This window comes from Sphingomonas anseongensis (genome assembly GCF_023516495.1).
GTDB lineage: Bacteria > Pseudomonadota > Alphaproteobacteria > Sphingomonadales > Sphingomonadaceae > Sphingomicrobium > Sphingomicrobium anseongensis.
The window spans coordinates 1,839,675-1,855,479 of record NZ_JAMGBC010000001.1 but is presented as its reverse complement, the minus strand read 5'-3'; the positions used below and the strand labels follow the sequence as shown (position 1 = coordinate 1,855,479).

Annotated in this window: 17 protein-coding genes and 1 tRNA gene; 11 read left to right on the top strand and 7 right to left on the bottom strand. The window is 65.5% G+C overall.

The features are described from left to right. Window positions 1-3: 3 nt before the first annotated feature. A complete protein-coding gene (locus LZ519_RS09545) occupies window positions 4-1,215 on the bottom strand; it encodes an efflux RND transporter periplasmic adaptor subunit (RefSeq protein ID WP_249868442.1) in 1,212 nt (403 codons plus the stop codon). Window positions 1,216-1,380: 165 nt separating this feature from the next. Here LZ519_RS09545 and LZ519_RS09540 point away from each other — a divergent pair, with 165 nt between their 5' ends. Beyond that, window positions 1,381-3,036 (top strand): MFS transporter, encoded by a 1,656-nt coding sequence (locus tag LZ519_RS09540; RefSeq protein ID WP_249868441.1) that lies wholly within the window; start codon window positions 1,381-1,383, stop codon window positions 3,034-3,036. A 1-nt stretch (window position 3,037) separates the two neighbouring features. Here the strand turns inward: LZ519_RS09540 and LZ519_RS09535 are convergent, their stop codons facing one another. From LZ519_RS09535 to LZ519_RS09515, 5 genes are all read right to left on the bottom strand, one after another. Next, window positions 3,038-3,724: a 6-phosphogluconolactonase gene (locus LZ519_RS09535; protein WP_249868440.1), complete on the bottom strand. Its 687-nt coding sequence runs from the start codon at window positions 3,722-3,724 to the stop codon at window positions 3,038-3,040. A 19-nt stretch (window positions 3,725-3,743) separates the two neighbouring features. Next, window positions 3,744-4,490 carry an energy transducer TonB gene (locus LZ519_RS09530; protein WP_249868439.1) on the bottom strand — a complete coding sequence of 249 codons (747 nt, stop codon included), beginning with the start codon at window positions 4,488-4,490 and terminating at the stop codon, window positions 3,744-3,746. Between the two features lie 44 nt (window positions 4,491-4,534). Next, a complete protein-coding gene (locus tag LZ519_RS09525; RefSeq protein ID WP_249868438.1) occupies window positions 4,535-4,687 on the bottom strand; it encodes a KGG domain-containing protein in 153 nt (50 codons plus the stop codon). 114 nt (window positions 4,688-4,801) lie between these two features. Continuing rightward, a complete protein-coding gene (locus LZ519_RS09520) occupies window positions 4,802-6,808 on the bottom strand; it encodes a TonB-dependent receptor (protein ID WP_249868437.1) in 2,007 nt (668 codons plus the stop codon). Between the two features lie 52 nt (window positions 6,809-6,860). Next, window positions 6,861-6,950, bottom strand: a tRNA-Ser gene (locus LZ519_RS09515). Window positions 6,951-7,055: 105 nt separating this feature from the next. On the opposite strand from LZ519_RS09515, the gene hspQ reads away from it, so the two are divergent. The 6 genes from hspQ to LZ519_RS09485 all read left to right on the top strand — a co-directional run bounded on the left by hspQ (window position 7,056) and on the right by LZ519_RS09485 (window position 11,382). Then, on the top strand, window positions 7,056-7,430 hold the full coding sequence (gene hspQ, locus LZ519_RS09510) for a heat shock protein HspQ (RefSeq protein WP_249868436.1): 375 nt from the start codon (window positions 7,056-7,058) through the stop codon (window positions 7,428-7,430). Window positions 7,431-7,518: 88 nt separating this feature from the next. Continuing rightward, window positions 7,519-8,058 carry a 50S ribosomal protein L21 gene (rplU, locus tag LZ519_RS09505; RefSeq protein ID WP_249868435.1) on the top strand — a complete coding sequence of 180 codons (540 nt, stop codon included), beginning with the start codon at window positions 7,519-7,521 and terminating at the stop codon, window positions 8,056-8,058. Window positions 8,059-8,064: 6 nt separating this feature from the next. Continuing rightward, window positions 8,065-8,331 carry a 50S ribosomal protein L27 gene (rpmA, locus tag LZ519_RS09500; RefSeq protein ID WP_249868434.1) on the top strand — a complete coding sequence of 89 codons (267 nt, stop codon included), beginning with the start codon at window positions 8,065-8,067 and terminating at the stop codon, window positions 8,329-8,331. Window positions 8,332-8,501: 170 nt separating this feature from the next. Next, a complete protein-coding gene (locus LZ519_RS09495) occupies window positions 8,502-9,062 on the top strand; it encodes a GNAT family N-acetyltransferase (RefSeq protein ID WP_249868433.1) in 561 nt (186 codons plus the stop codon). Between the two features lie 86 nt (window positions 9,063-9,148). After that, window positions 9,149-10,771: a sensor histidine kinase gene (locus LZ519_RS09490; RefSeq protein WP_249868432.1), complete on the top strand. Its 1,623-nt coding sequence runs from the start codon at window positions 9,149-9,151 to the stop codon at window positions 10,769-10,771. Then, entirely contained in the window at window positions 10,768-11,382 is a 615-nt protein-coding gene (locus LZ519_RS09485; RefSeq protein WP_249868431.1) for a response regulator, read from the top strand. The genes LZ519_RS09490 and LZ519_RS09485 overlap by 4 nt, the downstream gene beginning before the upstream one ends. Window positions 11,383-11,666: 284 nt before the next feature. On the opposite strand, the gene LZ519_RS09480 is transcribed toward LZ519_RS09485, so the two are convergent. Beyond that, window positions 11,667-11,846 carry a hypothetical protein gene (locus LZ519_RS09480; RefSeq protein ID WP_249868430.1) on the bottom strand — a complete coding sequence of 60 codons (180 nt, stop codon included), beginning with the start codon at window positions 11,844-11,846 and terminating at the stop codon, window positions 11,667-11,669. A 438-nt stretch (window positions 11,847-12,284) separates the two neighbouring features. Between LZ519_RS09480 and obgE the strand changes: the two genes are divergently transcribed. The 4 genes from obgE to spt all read left to right on the top strand — a co-directional run bounded on the left by obgE (window position 12,285) and on the right by spt (window position 15,765). Then, window positions 12,285-13,328, top strand: coding sequence for a GTPase ObgE (gene obgE, locus LZ519_RS09475; RefSeq protein WP_249868913.1), 1,044 nt, complete (start codon window positions 12,285-12,287; stop codon window positions 13,326-13,328). Next, complete coding sequence (locus LZ519_RS09470; protein WP_249868429.1) at window positions 13,325-14,230, top strand: NAD-dependent epimerase/dehydratase family protein; 906 nt, start codon at window positions 13,325-13,327, stop codon at window positions 14,228-14,230. The genes obgE and LZ519_RS09470 overlap by 4 nt, the downstream gene beginning before the upstream one ends. 76 nt (window positions 14,231-14,306) lie before the next feature. Then, complete coding sequence (locus LZ519_RS09465) at window positions 14,307-14,549, top strand: acyl carrier protein (protein WP_249868428.1); 243 nt, start codon at window positions 14,307-14,309, stop codon at window positions 14,547-14,549. 16 nt (window positions 14,550-14,565) lie between these two features. After that, entirely contained in the window at window positions 14,566-15,765 is a 1,200-nt protein-coding gene (spt, locus tag LZ519_RS09460) for a serine palmitoyltransferase (RefSeq protein WP_249868427.1), read from the top strand. Window positions 15,766-15,805 lie beyond the last annotated feature (40 nt).

Genomic DNA, 15,805 nt, shown 5'->3' with positions numbered 1-15,805 from the left:
CGGTCAGCCTGTCTTGGCGGGCGGCTGGACCTTGAGCGGCGGCCTGGGCGCAGCCTTGCCCTTTGCCGGCGACGGCTTGACCTGCGCTCCGTCGCGAAGGTTGCCGGCGCCTTCCACGATCACCTTTTCGCCCGCTGCGAGGCCCTGCGTGACGACCCAGTAAGGCCCCTGGGTGCGTGTCGCGATCACCGTGCGCTGCACGGCGCGATTGCCGGGTCCGAGCACGAACAAAGTCGCCGCGCCCTTTGGGTCGCGAGACACGGCCTGCTGGGGGACGAGGAAGGCGGTAGTGTCGACCGCCTGCGAGAATTGCGCGGTGACGAACAGCCCCGGAAGCAGGATCGACATGGGATTGGGGAAGCGTGCTCGAAGCGTGACGGTGCCGGTGTTCTGGTCGACGATCACTTCGCTGAACTGGACGGTTCCGGTGAACCCGTAATCGCTTCCGTCGGGGAGCTTGAGCCGAACCTGCGCGGCAGTCGGTGCGACCCCGCCGCTGCTGAGCGACTGGCGAAGGGTGATCAGGTCGGACGCCGATTCCTGGATATCGACATTGACTGGATCCAGGCGGGTAATGGTTGTCAGAGCATCGGTCTGATTGGCGGTGACCAGCGCGCCTTCGGTGACGTTCGAAATTCCGATCTTGCCGCTGATTGGCGCCGGCACGCGGGTGAATCGAAGGTTGATTTGCGCGGCCCGAAGCGCCGCCTGGTTCTGCGCGATCGCGGCCTCCGCTTGCCGGGCCTGCGAAACGGCGTTGGTATAATCCTGCTTGGAGACCGCCTCCATCTCGACCAGCGGACGATAGCGGGCAGCGAGCGCCCGAGCGGAATCCGCGCTCGCCTGGGCGGCTCGAACATTAGCCGAAGCCTGCGCGACCGACGCCTGATACTGGCTCGGATCGATCTGGTAGAGCGTCTGGCCTTTGCGGACGAACGCTCCCTCGGTGAAATAGCGTTTCTGGACGATGCCCGACACCTGCGGCCGAACCTGCGAGACCTCAAAAGCCGACACTCGCGCGGGCAGGCTCTGGACCAGCGGAACGCTCGTCGGCTGGACGACCACATAGCTTACCGCGGTGGGGCCCCGGTCGCGGCTTTTCCCGCCTTCATCGCTCGCGGAGCCGCACGAGGCGAGCGCAAGCGCAGCCGCCGCGATCGCGATGGCGCGCAATGGCTGCAGCTTTCGCCCGGAGTTCAGCTGGGATCTCGTCATGTCGGCTGTTGCGCGCCCAAAGAAGGTTGCATCCTGAAATTCAAGTGCGGCATCGACGAACGGCGGTCATTCGTCCGCGAGACGCCTTAGACGCATAGGGCGAGCTTGAGAACTTGCGCGCCGTCGACGCGCCGCTATCCCTTCGGCCACGAGGGGGAGACTTTGATGGCAAGCGTGAGCGAAGCACGGCACCACCGGCCCTGGTCGATGACACGCGTCGTCATCGCTTCGTCGGCGGGAACCGCCTTCGAATGGTACGACTTCTTCATCTTCGGAAGCCTCGCACCGGTGATTGGCAAGGCCTTCTTCTCAGCGCTCGACCCCACGCCTGCGCTCATCGCGGCGCTCGGCCTGTTCGCCGCCGGCTTCGCCTTCCGGCCGCTCGGCGCCTTGATCTTCGGGATCGTCGGCGACCGCGTCGGCCGCAAGGGTGCATTCCTCGCCACGGTCAGCCTGATGGGCGGCGCGACTTTCCTGATCGGTCTTCTTCCGACCTACGCCCAAGCCGGAGCACTCGCCCCGGCGCTGCTCATTTTCCTGCGCATCTGCCAGGGGATTGCGCTGGGCGGAGAATATGGCGGAGCGGCGATCTACGTGGCCGAGCATTCGTCGAACGAGCGGCGCGGCATCGCGACGGGGTGGATCCAGTCAACTGCCTCCTTCGGCCTGCTCGCCGCAATGCTGATCATCTTCGTTTCGCGAACCTGGCTGGGCGAAGACGCGTTCGGCCTGTGGGGCTGGCGAATTCCGTTCCTCGTCTCAGTCGCGCTTCTGGCAGTCTCGCTTTGGATGCGTCTCAAGCTCTCCGAGAGCCCCGAATTCGCGCGGCTGGTCGAGCAAGGCGAGGTCACCACGCGCCCGCTTCGCGACGCGTTCGGCGAGCGCGAGAATTTGAAGCGGGTCCTGATCGCCTTCTTCGGGATCATGCTGGCGCAGGGAGCGGTTTGGTACTTCACCTTCTTCTACCTCCAGGTCTTCCTGGAAAAATCTTTGGGGGTCCCGGCGGCAACCAAGGACCTGCTGCTTGTGATCATGACGGTCGTCAGCGCTCCGCTTTACGTCTTCTTCGGCTGGTGGTCGGACAAGGTCGGGCGAAAGCCGATCATCGTCGGCGGGATGGCGCTTGCGCTGATCCTCTATTTCCCGGGGTCGCACTGGATCGCCGAGGCAGCGAACCCGGCGCTCGTCGCAGCGCAGCGCTCCACTCCCGTCGTGGTCGAAACGGACATGCGCACATGCTCCGCCCAGTTCGATCCGGTCGGCACCGGCCATTTCACCAGCGCCTGCGACATCGCCAAGAGCGCGCTGATCAGCCGCGGAATCTCCTACTCGACCCAGGAATCCGCCGACGGCCAGACCCGGGTTCGGGTGGGCAGCGTCGACGTGCCCGTTGCCGCGGGCGCCGGCCTGGCGTCCGCGGATCTCAAGAAGCTGAAGGCCGACGAGGGCGATCTGATCGCCGGAGCGCTTCATTCCGCCGGCTATCCCAAGTCAGCCGATCCTAAGCAGATGAACCTCCCGCTGCTCCTGACCATCCTCCTCCTCTTCGTGGTCGGGGCGACCGCGCTCTACGGTCCGCAAGCCGCGGCGCTTGTCGAGATGTTCCCGACACGCGTGCGCTACACCGCATTGTCCTTTCCCTATCATTTCGGGATCGGCTGGGTCGGCGGATTCCTTCCCGCGGTCAGCGTCGCGATCGTCGCATCGACCGGCAACATCTATTCCGGGCTTTGGTATGCGGTGGTGTTCACCGGGATTTCGGTGCTCGTCTCGCTGCTGTTCCTGCCCGAAACGAAGGGCCGCAAGCTCGACGAAATCTAGCTCAGGCGCACCAGTGGATGTCGATCGGCTGCTCGGCTTCGGCGAGCACGCGCCCGATCGGAAGCTTCGAGCTTTGACCGTCGGCGATCGCCTGCTCGAGCATGTCGCGTTTGTCCTGCCCGCGAAGCGTGATGAGGATCGTCCGCGACGACAGAATCGACGAGCGCGTCAGAGTCACTCGCGGCTCGCCGCTTTCGGACATCACTCCGACCGCACGGCGCGCCTTCGGTGCGTCGAGCGCGTCCTGGAGGTCCGGCCCTGCAGCGATTCCGGCTGCGCTTCCGTCCGAGCCTACGCTCAGCCAGGCGAGATCCGGCGGCCAGGGCAGGTCCTGCAGCCGCGCATCCGCCGAATTGCCGGCGAGCCTGTAGTCATCCAGCGGGGTGACGATCGGAACCACGCGAGCACCCTTGGAGAGGAAGGCATGGGCCAGTGCCCGAGCCTTGCTCCGCTCGTTGTCGACTGCGACGATCAGGTCGTCGGTGGGAATGACCATCACCTGCTTCCATTGGAGCGAGGCCTGGCCGAGCTGGGGAAAGATCGCCCGCGCAGTCTCGTCGGCGGGAAGCGCGATCAACGCCGAGCCGCGAGCGTCGAGAGCGCTTTCGATAATGAAGCCGACATCGCCGGCGACGGCCTCGGCCATCTCCTCGACCGAATCATAGTCCCACCATTCGGCTTCGATCACGTCGCTTCTCCCGCTTGGGCTAACGCGGGGGCACTTGCCGGTATCCGGCCCATCCCGCAACCGCCTGGCCCGAGCGATTGCGCGCGGGGCTGTAGCGGAAGCGCTCGTGGACGAGGTTGCACACGCTCGAATCGATGCCTGGATTGCCGGTCCCCCGGTCGACGATGCATTCGCTCACCGTACCGGCGGCGCTGACCCGGACGCGGACGAAAAGCTGCGCTCCCCGCGGCCATTGGTCGAGCAGCTGGCGCGGGAAGTCGCGTCCGCGAAGCACCGGGGTCAGGAGCCTCGGCGGGACGACATAGCCGCCGTCTCCGCCCCCGCCGGTTCCACTGCCGGAGCCGCCGCTTCCGGATCCGGTGCCCACGCCTCCCGCACCCGTGCCTGGACCGGGATTGGCTGCGCCTTGGGTCGACTGAGTCCCCGTGTTCGGCGTCTTTGAAGTTTCGATCGGCACCGGCACCGGAAGCGAGATCGGCGGCCTGGGCGCCTGGATTTCCGTGGCGTGGCTCCGGACATTCTGCGGGCTTGCCTCGCCTTCGCTCGCTTTGGGCTTGGGTTTCTGCTGCGGTTTGGGCCGCTCGACCGTCACGGGCGGCGGAGGCGGCACTTCGTTGACGTCGAAGACCCGAAGCACGCTTTGCGGCTCGGTCAGGTCCACCCGTCCGGACAGCTGAAGGAGCACGAGCAAAAGAGCGGCGTGAACCGCCACCACTGCGGCGATCGCGCCGCTCTTGTCGCTCGCATTGAGATCCGACCTGTACATTCCGCGTCCGTAACGCGGGGTCGTGCAGGTCAGTTTCCCCTAGTTTAGCGGACCGAGCTGCTCTGGGCCGAAGCGCTTGCCGGGCGACGGCCGCCGCCGTGGCTGGCGCGCCCGCCCTTGGCTGCAATCTCCCGCTGCTTTTCGGGACTCATCGCTGCAAATCCGCGCTTCGAGGCTCCGTTCTTCGAATTCGGCATAGCGAATACTCCTTTTCACAGCGGCCGCTCGGAGCGGCCGTAGACCGCTCAAGCAACGCTGTTGCGCGACCGAGGTTCACGCACTTGATTCAGATTATTCAAAAAATCACAGGCTCAGAAATCGCTCAGCCTGAGGCCGATCCACAGCGTTCGCGGAGTGGCTCGCTCGACGGTTCCGTCGCTGTCGGCTCCGGCTTCGACGGTCGCATCGAGCAGGTTCTCCGCGCGGGCGATGAGCTGTAGCCTGCGCGTGAGCGGCCACGATGCGAAGGCGTCGATCGTGGTGGCGCCGGGCAGCCGAAGGCGGTTGAGATCGTCCTCGAACTGCGACCCCACCCGGCGGAGGAGGATTGACGCAGAGCGGGCTCCTTCGTGCCATCCGATCGCGCCGGTCAGCCCGAGCTTCGGGGTCTGGGCGGGGCGAAGGCCGTCGAGATCGCTGGCCGGTCCGGTCGCTTCGACTTTCGCCCGGGTGTAGCTCGCGCCGAGGCGGAGCGACCAGGGCCCGCGCGTTACATCGGCGGATCCTTCAATACCGCGAACCCTGACCGAATTAAGGTTTCGCCGCTGGCTGAAATTACCCGCGACGAAGCCGACACCGGGGAAGACTCCCGGGCCCTGGCCCAGCGTGACGTTGGCGATGGCGTCGGACAGACGGTTGGCGAAGGCGGTCAGCTCCAACGCCGCGCCGCCCTTGCTGTAGCGGGCCCCCGCCTCTGCTCCGGCCAGCCGCTCGGGCTTGAGGAACGGATTGGCGGCGGTCGCGTCGGGTCCCGCGCGAAAGGGCCGGAACAGCTCGTTCAGGGTCGGCATCCGCCAGCCGAGATAGGCTGCGGAGCGGAGAGTCAGGCCGCTCCCCACGTCCAGCACCGCGCCTGCGCGACCGGTCGGACGCCACCCGCTTCGCCGCGGATAATGGTCGTCGCGCAGGAGCGCTCCGGTCGCGATCTCTCGCTCCACCAGCTCGCCGTCCGAGATCGACCAATGATCGACCCGCCCGCCGGCGCTCAGCGTCAGTCGGCCTGTCGTCCACGCACCTTCGGCGAACAGGCCCTGAGTGCCGCTTTTCCCGCCAGCGACCCGCCGCCGCGTCGGATCTCCGGCGATGAAGCTGAACAACTCGCGCGATTCGCCCTCGGTGAGCCGAGCGTCACCGCCAAGGCGAAGCTCGAACCCGGTGCCCATCGGCGGCCTGACCTCGACGCTTCCACCGAAGCCACTCGAAGGCACGCTGTCCTGGAGCGCGACCTGATGCGCCTCGGTGCGATCGTCGTTGACGCTCGCGAAGCTGCTCCGGAGGTTGCGCCATTGCCCGTAACCCGTCGCCGACCATTGCCAGCGGCCGGTGCCGACCAGGCGAAGCGATGCGTCGGCGCCGCGGGTCCGGTTGCCGGTGAACGGCACGCCGCGATTGCGCACGTCGAGGAAGCCGAGGCCGCTGGCCTGGAGCTCGACGTCGCTTGCCATCGGAACCACCCAGCGCGCACGGATGCTGCCTTCGCGATAGGGCGATGGCTCGTCGATCGGGCCACGCGTGGATCGCGTGACCGGGATGAAGCCGCTGCTCCGCGCGCCTTGAGCGTCGATGGTGAGCAGGCCGGGTCCCAGCGAAGCGCCGGCGTAAACGTGGGCGGCAAGAGATTCGCGGCTCCCGGCCTCGGCCGAGCCCTCCGCGCCCCGTTCGGTGAGGCTGCTCATGTCGATCACGCCGGCAAGCGCACCGGGGCCATTGGCGACGCTGCCACCGCCCCGGACGACCCGAACCTGGGCCAGGCCCGCGGGATCGTAAGCGGGCCAGTTCACCCAGCCGCCGAATGGGTCCGCCTGCGGCACTCCGTCGAGCACAAGAAGGGCGCGGCTCGATGCATTGCCGCCCAGCGCCCTCAGGGTGACGCCCTGGCTGGTCGGATGCCCGCTCGTCGAATCCGACCGCCTGAACAGCTGGAGCCCCGGCACCTGCTTGAGGATCTCGTCGAGGCGGTGGGTCGGCGCGTCGGTCAGCCGCTCGCGGTCGAACGTTTCCACGCCATAGGCCCGGCTCGCCGCCGCATCGGGCAATGCCTTGCCGGTGACGACGATTACCTGCTGCGGCGGGTCCGGCGGCGGGAGCGCTTGGAGCATTACGCGCGGGTAACGAGACAGGCCCTGCCCGTATCCCTGTCGCTTCAATCAATGGCGGAGAGGGTGGGATTCGAACCCACGGTACGGTTGCCCGTACGCCGCATTTCGAGTGCGGTGCTTTCGACCACTCAGCCACCTCTCCGCGGATGTGAAGGCGTCTGCCGGGAAACCCGGCTTTCGGTCGCGGCGGGCATGTAGCAACGGTCCCCCACCTTGCCTAGCCTGACCGGCACCCTAGATTGCAGCCATGTCGCCGACAGAACGTTCATTACCCATGGATCCGGTGCGCTGGTTTTCAATTCCGCAGGCGAGGTTCGCAATCGGCGAGGTCGTTCGCCACCGGCTGCTCGATTTCCGCGGGGTCATATTCGACGTCGATCCGGAGTTCGCCAACAGCGACGAATGGTACGAGGCGATCCCGGAGTCGATCCGCCCGGCCAAGGACCAGCCTTTCTATCACCTGCTCGCCGAAAATGCTGAGTCGAGCTACGTCGCCTACGTCAGCCAGCAGAACCTGGTTCCCGACGAGAGCGACGAACCGATCGACCACCCGGCCATCGGAACCATGTTCGACAGCTTCGACGGCGAGCGCTACCGGCTCCGCCCCGAGCACCGTCACTAGGTTGACAGTCTAAGGCCGCTGCCATAGGCGGCTCGCTTTCGCGCGAAGGCCCGGCCTGCCGCGCCCCGCAAGCATAGAAGAGAAGCCAATGTTCGCAGTCGTGCGCACGGGCGGCAAGCAATATCGCGTCGCCCCCGGAGACAAGATCGTCGTCGAGAAGCTGGACGGAAACGCCGGTGACACCATCACCCTTGGCGACATCCTGCTCGCCGGCGACGGGTCCGACCTCAAGAAGACCGACGGCCTGAAGGTCTCGGCCGAGATCATCGCCCAGGCGAAGGGGGAGAAGGTCACCGTCTTCAAGAAGCGGCGCCGCCACAACTACCGTCGCAAGAAGGGCCATCGCCAGCAGCACACGATCCTGCGAATCGTCGCGATCGGCGATCACAAGGCCGAGAAGAAGGCCGCCCCTAAGCCCGAGAAGGCTTCTGCTCCGGCTCCTTCGCCGGCGAAGTCCGAAGCCGCGCCGACCGCCGCCGCTCCGAAGGCGGAAAAGCCAAAGGCTGAAAAGAAGGCTGCTCCGGCCAAGGCTGCGAAGCCTGCGGAGAAGCCCGCTGCCAAGGCGTCGACAAAAAATGCTGCGCCTGCTAAGGGCGCCGCCAAGAAACCCAGCAAGCCCAAGAAGTAAGCGACAATGGCACATAAGAAAGCAGGCGGCTCGTCCCGCAACGGCCGCGACAGTGAGAGCAAGCGCCTCGGCGTGAAGCTGTTCGGCAGCCAGTCGGCTCGCGCCGGCAACATCATCGTGCGTCAGCGCGGCACCAAGTGGCATCCGGGCGACAATGTCGGCATCGGCAAGGACCACACGCTCTTTGCGCTCACCGACGGCATTGTCACCTTCCGAGACGGCAAGCTCGGCCGCAAGTACGTGCACGTCATGCCGGCAGCGGAAGCAAAATAGGAACGGTCACTGACAGGCCGTTCCCTTGAAGGGGCGGCCCGGACGAGATCTCAACAGATCAAGACCAAAAGGGAGAAGGGGGCGCCCCGGAAGGGCGATCCCCTTTTTCTTTGCCTTCTCCTCAAACTGTCACCTGCCGCCTGCAAAGGCGGCCGGCGAGGAGATTGGCGATGTTCGCAAGGACTCCAAGGCTGCTTCTTCGGCCCGGCTTTCCGGAAGATGCCCCGGCGCTGGCCGCCGCGATCGCGGACGAGCAGGTCGTCCGCAATCTAGCGCAGGTGCCGTGGCCCTACGGTCTTCGCGACGCCGAGGAGTTTCTCGCCACGCCCCGCGATCGGGTGCTCCCGAGTTTGCTGGTCGTCGAGCGGACGAATGCTTCGCCGCGAATCATTGGGTCGTGCGGGCTTCACCGCCGCAATTCGGGGTCGGTCGAGCTGGGCTATTGGATCGCCCGGCCACACTGGGGCCGCGGGCTTGCGACCGAAGCTGCTTCGGCGGTTGTTGAGATCGCGCGAACGCTTCGGCTTCGCTCGCTGGAGGCGGCGCATTTCCTCGACAATCCGGCCTCCGGGCGAGTGCTGGAAAAGCTCGGCTTTCCGGCCACGGGGATAATCGCGCCGCGCTTCTGCCGCGGCCGCGGCGAGGAGCTTCCTGCCCGATTCTACAGCTTGCCGCTCGATGCTTGCGTCTTCCCGGCGACCCTCCGGCCAGAGGCCATTCTCGCAGCTTGATACCCGGGAAGCGCGCCGCTTCACGTGCGACCGCTTTGGCTGCTATATCGCAAGATAATAACGGTTGGCTCGGGACCGGGGGGCGGATGTTCGACGGCGTACTGAAGCACCGCTCTGGGCGAGTGATCGCCTTGGCGCGCTCCGTGCTGGCGGCGACCTTCCTGTTCGCGATGTGGATGGACCCGCTGGAGCCGGCGCGCAACGCGGCCGCCACCTATTCGGTTCTTGCGTTCTACCTCGCGGCGGCCGTCGTCGTGACGCTGCTGACGTGGAAGAGCTGGTGGCTCGACGCCCGGCTGGCAGCGCCCGCCCACGTGATCGACATCGTCGCCTTCACTTTGCTGGTCCTTGCGAGCGACGGTTACACGAGCCCCTTCTTCGTCTTCTTCGTCTTCCTGGTCCTGTCGGCCGGAATCCGCTGGGGCTGGAGGGAGACCGCCCTGACGGCGGCGACGGTCACCTTGTGCTATTTCGGTGCGGGGCTGATCGTTGGCGATGCCGGCCCATCCTTCGATCTTCAGCGGTTCATCATCCGAAGCGGCAATCTCGTGATCTTGTCGGCGATTCTGATCTGGTTCGGAATCCACCACGGTTTTTCCTCGCTGAGCTGGCCCAAGGACGATCTGTTCGGCGATCTTTCGCCCGAGGAAGCGCCGCTTGAAACCGCCGTCCGAAGGGCGGCGCAGCTGACGTCCGCCTCTCACGCGGTTTTCCTCTGGCGCTCCTGGGGGCGCCGTGAAGCCGTCGCCATTGCTTTGGAAAATGGCGAGGTGACTACCGGCGCCGCAAACGCTTCTCGAATAGAGGTCCCGTCCCAGCCCTTCCTGTTTGACACGCTGCATGACCGGGCGTTCAGCCGGAGCGCCTACAGGACCATGCAATTTTCGACGGCCTCGTCGCGTCTCGACCCGTATCTGGCCCGGCAATACGGGATCGAAGAGGGACTGGCGGTGCCGGTCCGGACCGACACCGGCGAGGGGATGCTCCTCCTGTGCAGCATCGACAGCTTGTGCACCGACCACGTCGAGTTCGGCGGGATGCTCTCCCGCGCCGTATCGGCCCACGTCCAGCGCCATGCACTCCTTGCAGCGGTGAAGGACGGTGCGCGCGCCAAGGCCCGCCTGTCGCTCGCTCGCGACCTCCATGACAGCATCGTGCAGTTCCTCGCCGGTGCGACTTTCAGGATCGAGGCGATCAAGCGCGACCTTGCCATCGGCAATGGCGCCGATCGCGAGCTTCAAGAGCTCAAGGAGCTTTTGCTGCAGGAGCAGCAGGATCTCCGTTCGGCGATCGGCGCCCTGCGAAGCGATTCCATCACACTTCCCAAGCTTGCCGAGGATCTGGGCACCTTGTGCGAGCGCCTTGGCAGGCAATGGGCAATCAAGTGCAGCTTTTCCGCTGACGTGCCCGACCGGACGGTGCCGATGCGGCTTCACCTCGACACCCACCAGCTTATCCGCGAAGCTGTCGCCAACGCCGTCCGCCACGCGCGTTCGAAAACGGTGTCGGTTGTGCTCTCGACCGAAGACGAGGACTTGCGGCTGGACATCAATAATGATGGAACCGGCGCCAACAAGCTTAAGGAGGGGTCGCCATGGTCTCTTCGCGAGCGAGTCGATGAAGCCGATGGAACTTTGATGCTCGCGAGCCATAACAAAGGTACCGAGCTTTCGATCACCCTGCCACTCAAGCCGGAGGCACGGCATTGACCAAGGTATTGCTCGCCGACGATCACCCGATGATCCAGGCGGCCGTCGAAGCCATGCTTCGCGGGAGCGACTATGAGCTTGTCGCCAAGGTCGGCACCGGCGCCGAAGCGATCGAGGCGATCCAGCAACACGACCCGGAGATGGTCGTTCTCGACGTCCAGATGCCCGACGGGACCGGCCTCGACGTCCTTCGCCACATCAGGAGCCAGGGCGATGAGCGACCGGTCGTACTGCTCACGGCCTCGCTCGACGAGGCCGGCTTCGCCGAAGCGCTGAAGCTCAAGGTCGATGGGGTGCTCATGAAGATGTCGGACCCGGCGCTTCTCATCGAGTGCCTGGATTCCGTCCGGGGCGGCGACGAATGGATCGACCCGCACCTCAATGCCGAGGCGACCCGCGCCGCGAGCGCCCGCGACCGCGCGATTCTGTCTCCGCGCGAAGCCGAGCTCGTGCAGCTCGTTCGCCAGGGGCTGCGCAACCGCGATATCGCGGAACAGCTGGGGATCACCGAGGGGACGGTGAAGGTCTATCTCCACAGCGTGTTCGAGAAGACCGGAGTGGCCAACCGCACCGAGCTGGCAATCCGTGCGGCGGAGTGGGTGGAGGTTTGAGCGCTCGCTCGCTGCAACTTGCGTCTTACGTTCCTTAAAGTCACGCGATCAGCGACCATGCGTTGAGCCATCAGAAGGGATCGCAGGGGAATTGCTGTAAGGCGACTTGGAACATGCAGCATCGTGAGGAGGACGGGTGACTTCCCCTATGGTTCGGGAGAAGCCACCCGCGGGAGGTCGGCAACGGCTTGAGCCTCTGGCGCTGGCCGCCGTCGCCGAGTCGACAGTCTAACGCGTCGACTGAGAAAGACCAACGAGGCCTAAATGGACGCCGCGATGTGCACCTATTTGTTCGGGGTTTCCCTGCGCACCTGCAGCTTACGGTCCGCGTCGTCGATTGCTCGCAGAAGCTCGGTGAAATGGGGTGCCTCATCGACCGGCCAAACTCGATCGAAGCCCTGGCCGAGGAGCTCGAGGTCCCGAGCCGTCAACAGGCCGACTGCAATGATCCGTTCCTTTCGCACCGCTCGCCTTCGAAACTGCCCGCAGTTCGCGTCGCAAAACGGCCAGGGTAATGCGCTGTGCCAATAGTTACGGCTGCGATTCAGCGAGGCGCTCAGTGATCGGGATGACGTCCCGCTATCTAGCTGTCCGCCGAATCGCGGTTAACGATTGTTGAATTCCAACGAGTGCGGTAGCTGTTTACGTAGACCGGGGCGGTTTGGGCGCGAGTCGTAATCCGCACGTTGCTTTCACGCCTGGGCGTTTCGTCCTCGCGTGGACTCCCTCGCTGGCGTCCCGGCGCCGGCGAGGGCAGTCTTCTCAGCCGTAGTGAGAAAGGACGTCACGGAGTGAATCCGTGACGTCGGTCCTGTCGCTTCGCGCAGGCCGGCCGCCATTCGCTGGCTCTTCGACGCAAACCTTTGTTTTGCGCTCGGCAGCTCATGACCTACATCGCGGCGATGCATTTTCTCGATCAGGCAAAAGTCTTCATCAGGTCCGGAGCCGGCGGCCCCGGGGCCGTGAGCTTTCGCCGCGAGAAGTTCATCGAGTTCGGCGGCCCTGACGGCGGCGACGGAGGCAAGGGCGGCGACATCGTCTTTGAAGCCGTGCCCGGGCTCAATACTCTTATCGACTTTCGTTACACGCAGCATTTCCGCGCGCCCCGCGGAAAGGGCGGCGCTGGATCCAACCGCACCGGCGCCGGAGGCAAGGACCTGGTTATCAAGGTCCCGGTCGGAACCCAGGTCCTAGCCGATGACGAAGACCGGACTCTTCTTGCCGACCTGACCACGGTCGGCCAACGCATCGTCCTCCTCCACGGTGGGCAGGGCGGCCGCGGCAACGCCAGCTACAAGACGTCGACCAACCGCGCGCCCCGCCAGCACCAGACCGGCGAGACAGGCGAGGAGATGTGGGTTTGGCTCAGGCTCAAGCTCCTCGCCGACGTTGGGCTGGTCGGCCTTCCGAACGCCGGCAAGTCGACCTTCCTGAATTCGGTGACCAATGCGACGGCGAAGGTCGGCGCCTATCCGTTCACCACGCTTCACCCGCAGCTCGGAGTAGTCCGCCACAAGGGCCGCGAGTTCGTTCTCGCCGACATCCCCGGCCTCGTTGAAGGGGCCGCCGAAGGTGCGGGCATCGGCGATCGCTTCCTGGGCCATGTGGAGCGCACCCGGCTCCTCCTCCACCTCGTCGATTCCGCTGGGGAAGATCCCGCAATTGCCTGGCGAACCGTCCGCGACGAGCTCGCCCGCTACGGTGCCGGGCTTGCTGACAAGCCCGAGATCATGGCTTTGAGCCGATGCGACCTCGTCGACGACAAGGCCATCGCCAAGGCGACGAAAGCGCTCAAGAAAGCCGGAGCGGCCGAACCTCGCCCGGTATCTGCAGCGACGGGGGATGGCGTCGAGGCCCTGCTCGACGCGATAATCGAGCGGCTTGGGGGAGAGCCGGAGCCGAGCGCCGTGGAGGACGGGCCCGAGCATGCCTGGTCGCCGCTGTGACCATCGCGGTGACTGGGGGCACCGGCTTCGTCGGGTCCCGGTTCATCGATACTGCCGTACAGGCCGGCCAGCAGGTCCAGGCGCTCACCCGCCGTCCCCAGGATAGCCGCGATTGCGTCCAATGGGTCGAGGGCTCGCTTGAGGATTCGGATTCGCTTCGCCGCCTGGTCACGGGCTGCACCTCGCTCGTCCACATCGCCGGGGTCATCAACGCTCGCGATCCGAAGGATTTCGAGCGGGGGAACGTCGACGGGACCCTTGCGATGCTTGCTGCGGCGACGGCGGCGGGGATCACCCGCTTCGTTCATGTCTCCTCTCTCGCGGCTCGAGAGCCCAAGCTGTCGCGCTACGGGGCGTCCAAGGCGCGCTCCGAAGAGCTGGTCCAGCGCTCCGGCCTCGATTGGGCTATCGTCCGCCCGCCCGCGGTCTACGGCCCCGGAGACCGCGAGACGCTCGAGTTGTTCCGGATGGCGAAGCTCCGGGTGATGCTCCTTCCGCCGCATGGCAGGGTCTCCCTGATCCATGTCGACGATCTGTCGCGGCTCCTCCTCGCGCTGGCGCAATCGGACGAGCCCAGCCGCGTCGTCCTCGAGCCCGACGACGGGCGAAGCGGTGGCTGGACCCACAAGGAGCTTGCGAAGGCGATCGGAGCCGCCGTCGGAAAGGCCAACCTTTCGCTGTCGATGCCGGGCAAGATGCTTCGGCTCGGCGCAGTCGTTGATCAGCTCGTGCGGCGGGAACGGGCGAAGCTGTCCGCCGACCGCGCCGCCTACTTCAGCCACAGCGACTGGGCCGTCAGTCCCGAGCTCCGGCCCTCGCCCACCCTGTGGCAGCCCCAGGTGGACACGGAGGACGGGCTTCGACGAACCGCCGAATGGTATCGCCAGCAGCGGTGGCTATAGGATTGCCGACGACTGCCGCCGTATTCGCGCCCCATTGCGTTGCGAAAGGGCGGCCTCGCGAATAGGGGCTTTTGCCATGGACGAGAGCGACGAAATCTACACCCGCGTGGCGGAGCAGGTCGAGGCCTTCAACAAGAAGGGGGTCCCGGTCACGCCCGAAACGCGGTTCCAGCAGGATCTGGAGTGGGACAGCCTCACGGTGCTCGACTTCGTCGCGAGCATCGAGGACGAGTTCGACATCATCATCAGCATGAACATGCAGGCGGAGATCGAGACTGTCGGACAGCTCGCGGAAGCCGTCCGCAAGCTCTGCGGCTGAGCCCCGCAAGCCGTTCATGAGCGACCTCTTCTCCAAGTTCGACCCGCTCATCCAGCAGCGCCAGACGCTCCTGGACACGGGCCTTACCGACCCGTTCAACCTGGTGATGGAGAAGGTCGAAAGCCCGACCGTCGCGATCTGCAACGGCAAGCGCACGATCCTTCTGGGCACGTACAATTACATGGGGATGACCTTCGATCCGGACGTGATCGCCGCCGGCAAGAAGGCGCTCGACGAATTCGGGTCGGGAACGACCGGGAGTCGAGTCCTCAACGGGACGTATGCCGGGCACCGCGCCGTCGAGGAAGCGCTCCGAGACTTCTACAAGATGGACCACGCGATGGTCTTTTCGACCGGCTATCAGGCGAACCTCGGGATCATATCCACGCTGGCGGGCAAGGACGATTACATCGTCCTCGACATCGACAGCCATGCGTCGATCTATGACGGTTGCGCACTCGGAAACGCCCAGGTCGTGCCGTTCCGCCACAATGACGTCGCCGCGCTCGAGAACAGGCTGCGGCGTATTCCCGAAGGGGCAGACAAGCTTGTCGTCCTCGAAGGCGTCTATTCGATGCTGGGTGACGTCGCTCCGCTGAAGGAGATGGTCGCCGTTTCCAAGGCTGCCGGGGCGATGGTGCTGGTCGACGAGGCCCATTCGATGGGCTTCATCGGCGACAATGGCCGTGGCGTCGTGGAGGCCCAGGGCGTCATCGATGACGTCGATTTCATCGTCGGCACCTTCTCGAAGTCGGTCGGCACGGTCGGCGGCTTCTGCGTCTCCAACCATCCCAAGTTCGAGATCCTGCGGCTGGTGTGCCGCCCCTACGTCTTCACCGCCTCGCTTCCCCCGTCGGTCGTCGCGACCGCCGCAACCTCGATCCGCAAGCTGATGAACTCGGCCGACAAGCGCGCCCACCTGTGGGAGAATTCGAAGCGCCTGCATGCCGGACTTCGCCAGCTCGGCTTCACCCTGGGGACCGAGGAGCCGCAGTCGGCGATCATTGCCGTCATCATGCCCGATCTGGAGACCGGGGCTGCCATGTGGGAGGCGCTCCTCAACGAAGGCCTGTACGTCAATCTAGCCCGTCCGCCCGCAACGCCCGCGGGCAAGACGCTGCTCCGCTGCTCGCTTTGCTCCGAGCATTCCAGCGAGCAGGTCGGCGAGATTCTTGCGATGTTCGGAGCCGCTGGGCGGGCGACCGGCTGCATTTGATCCTGACAGGCGACTTTCGTCGACTTGCAGACATGGCTAC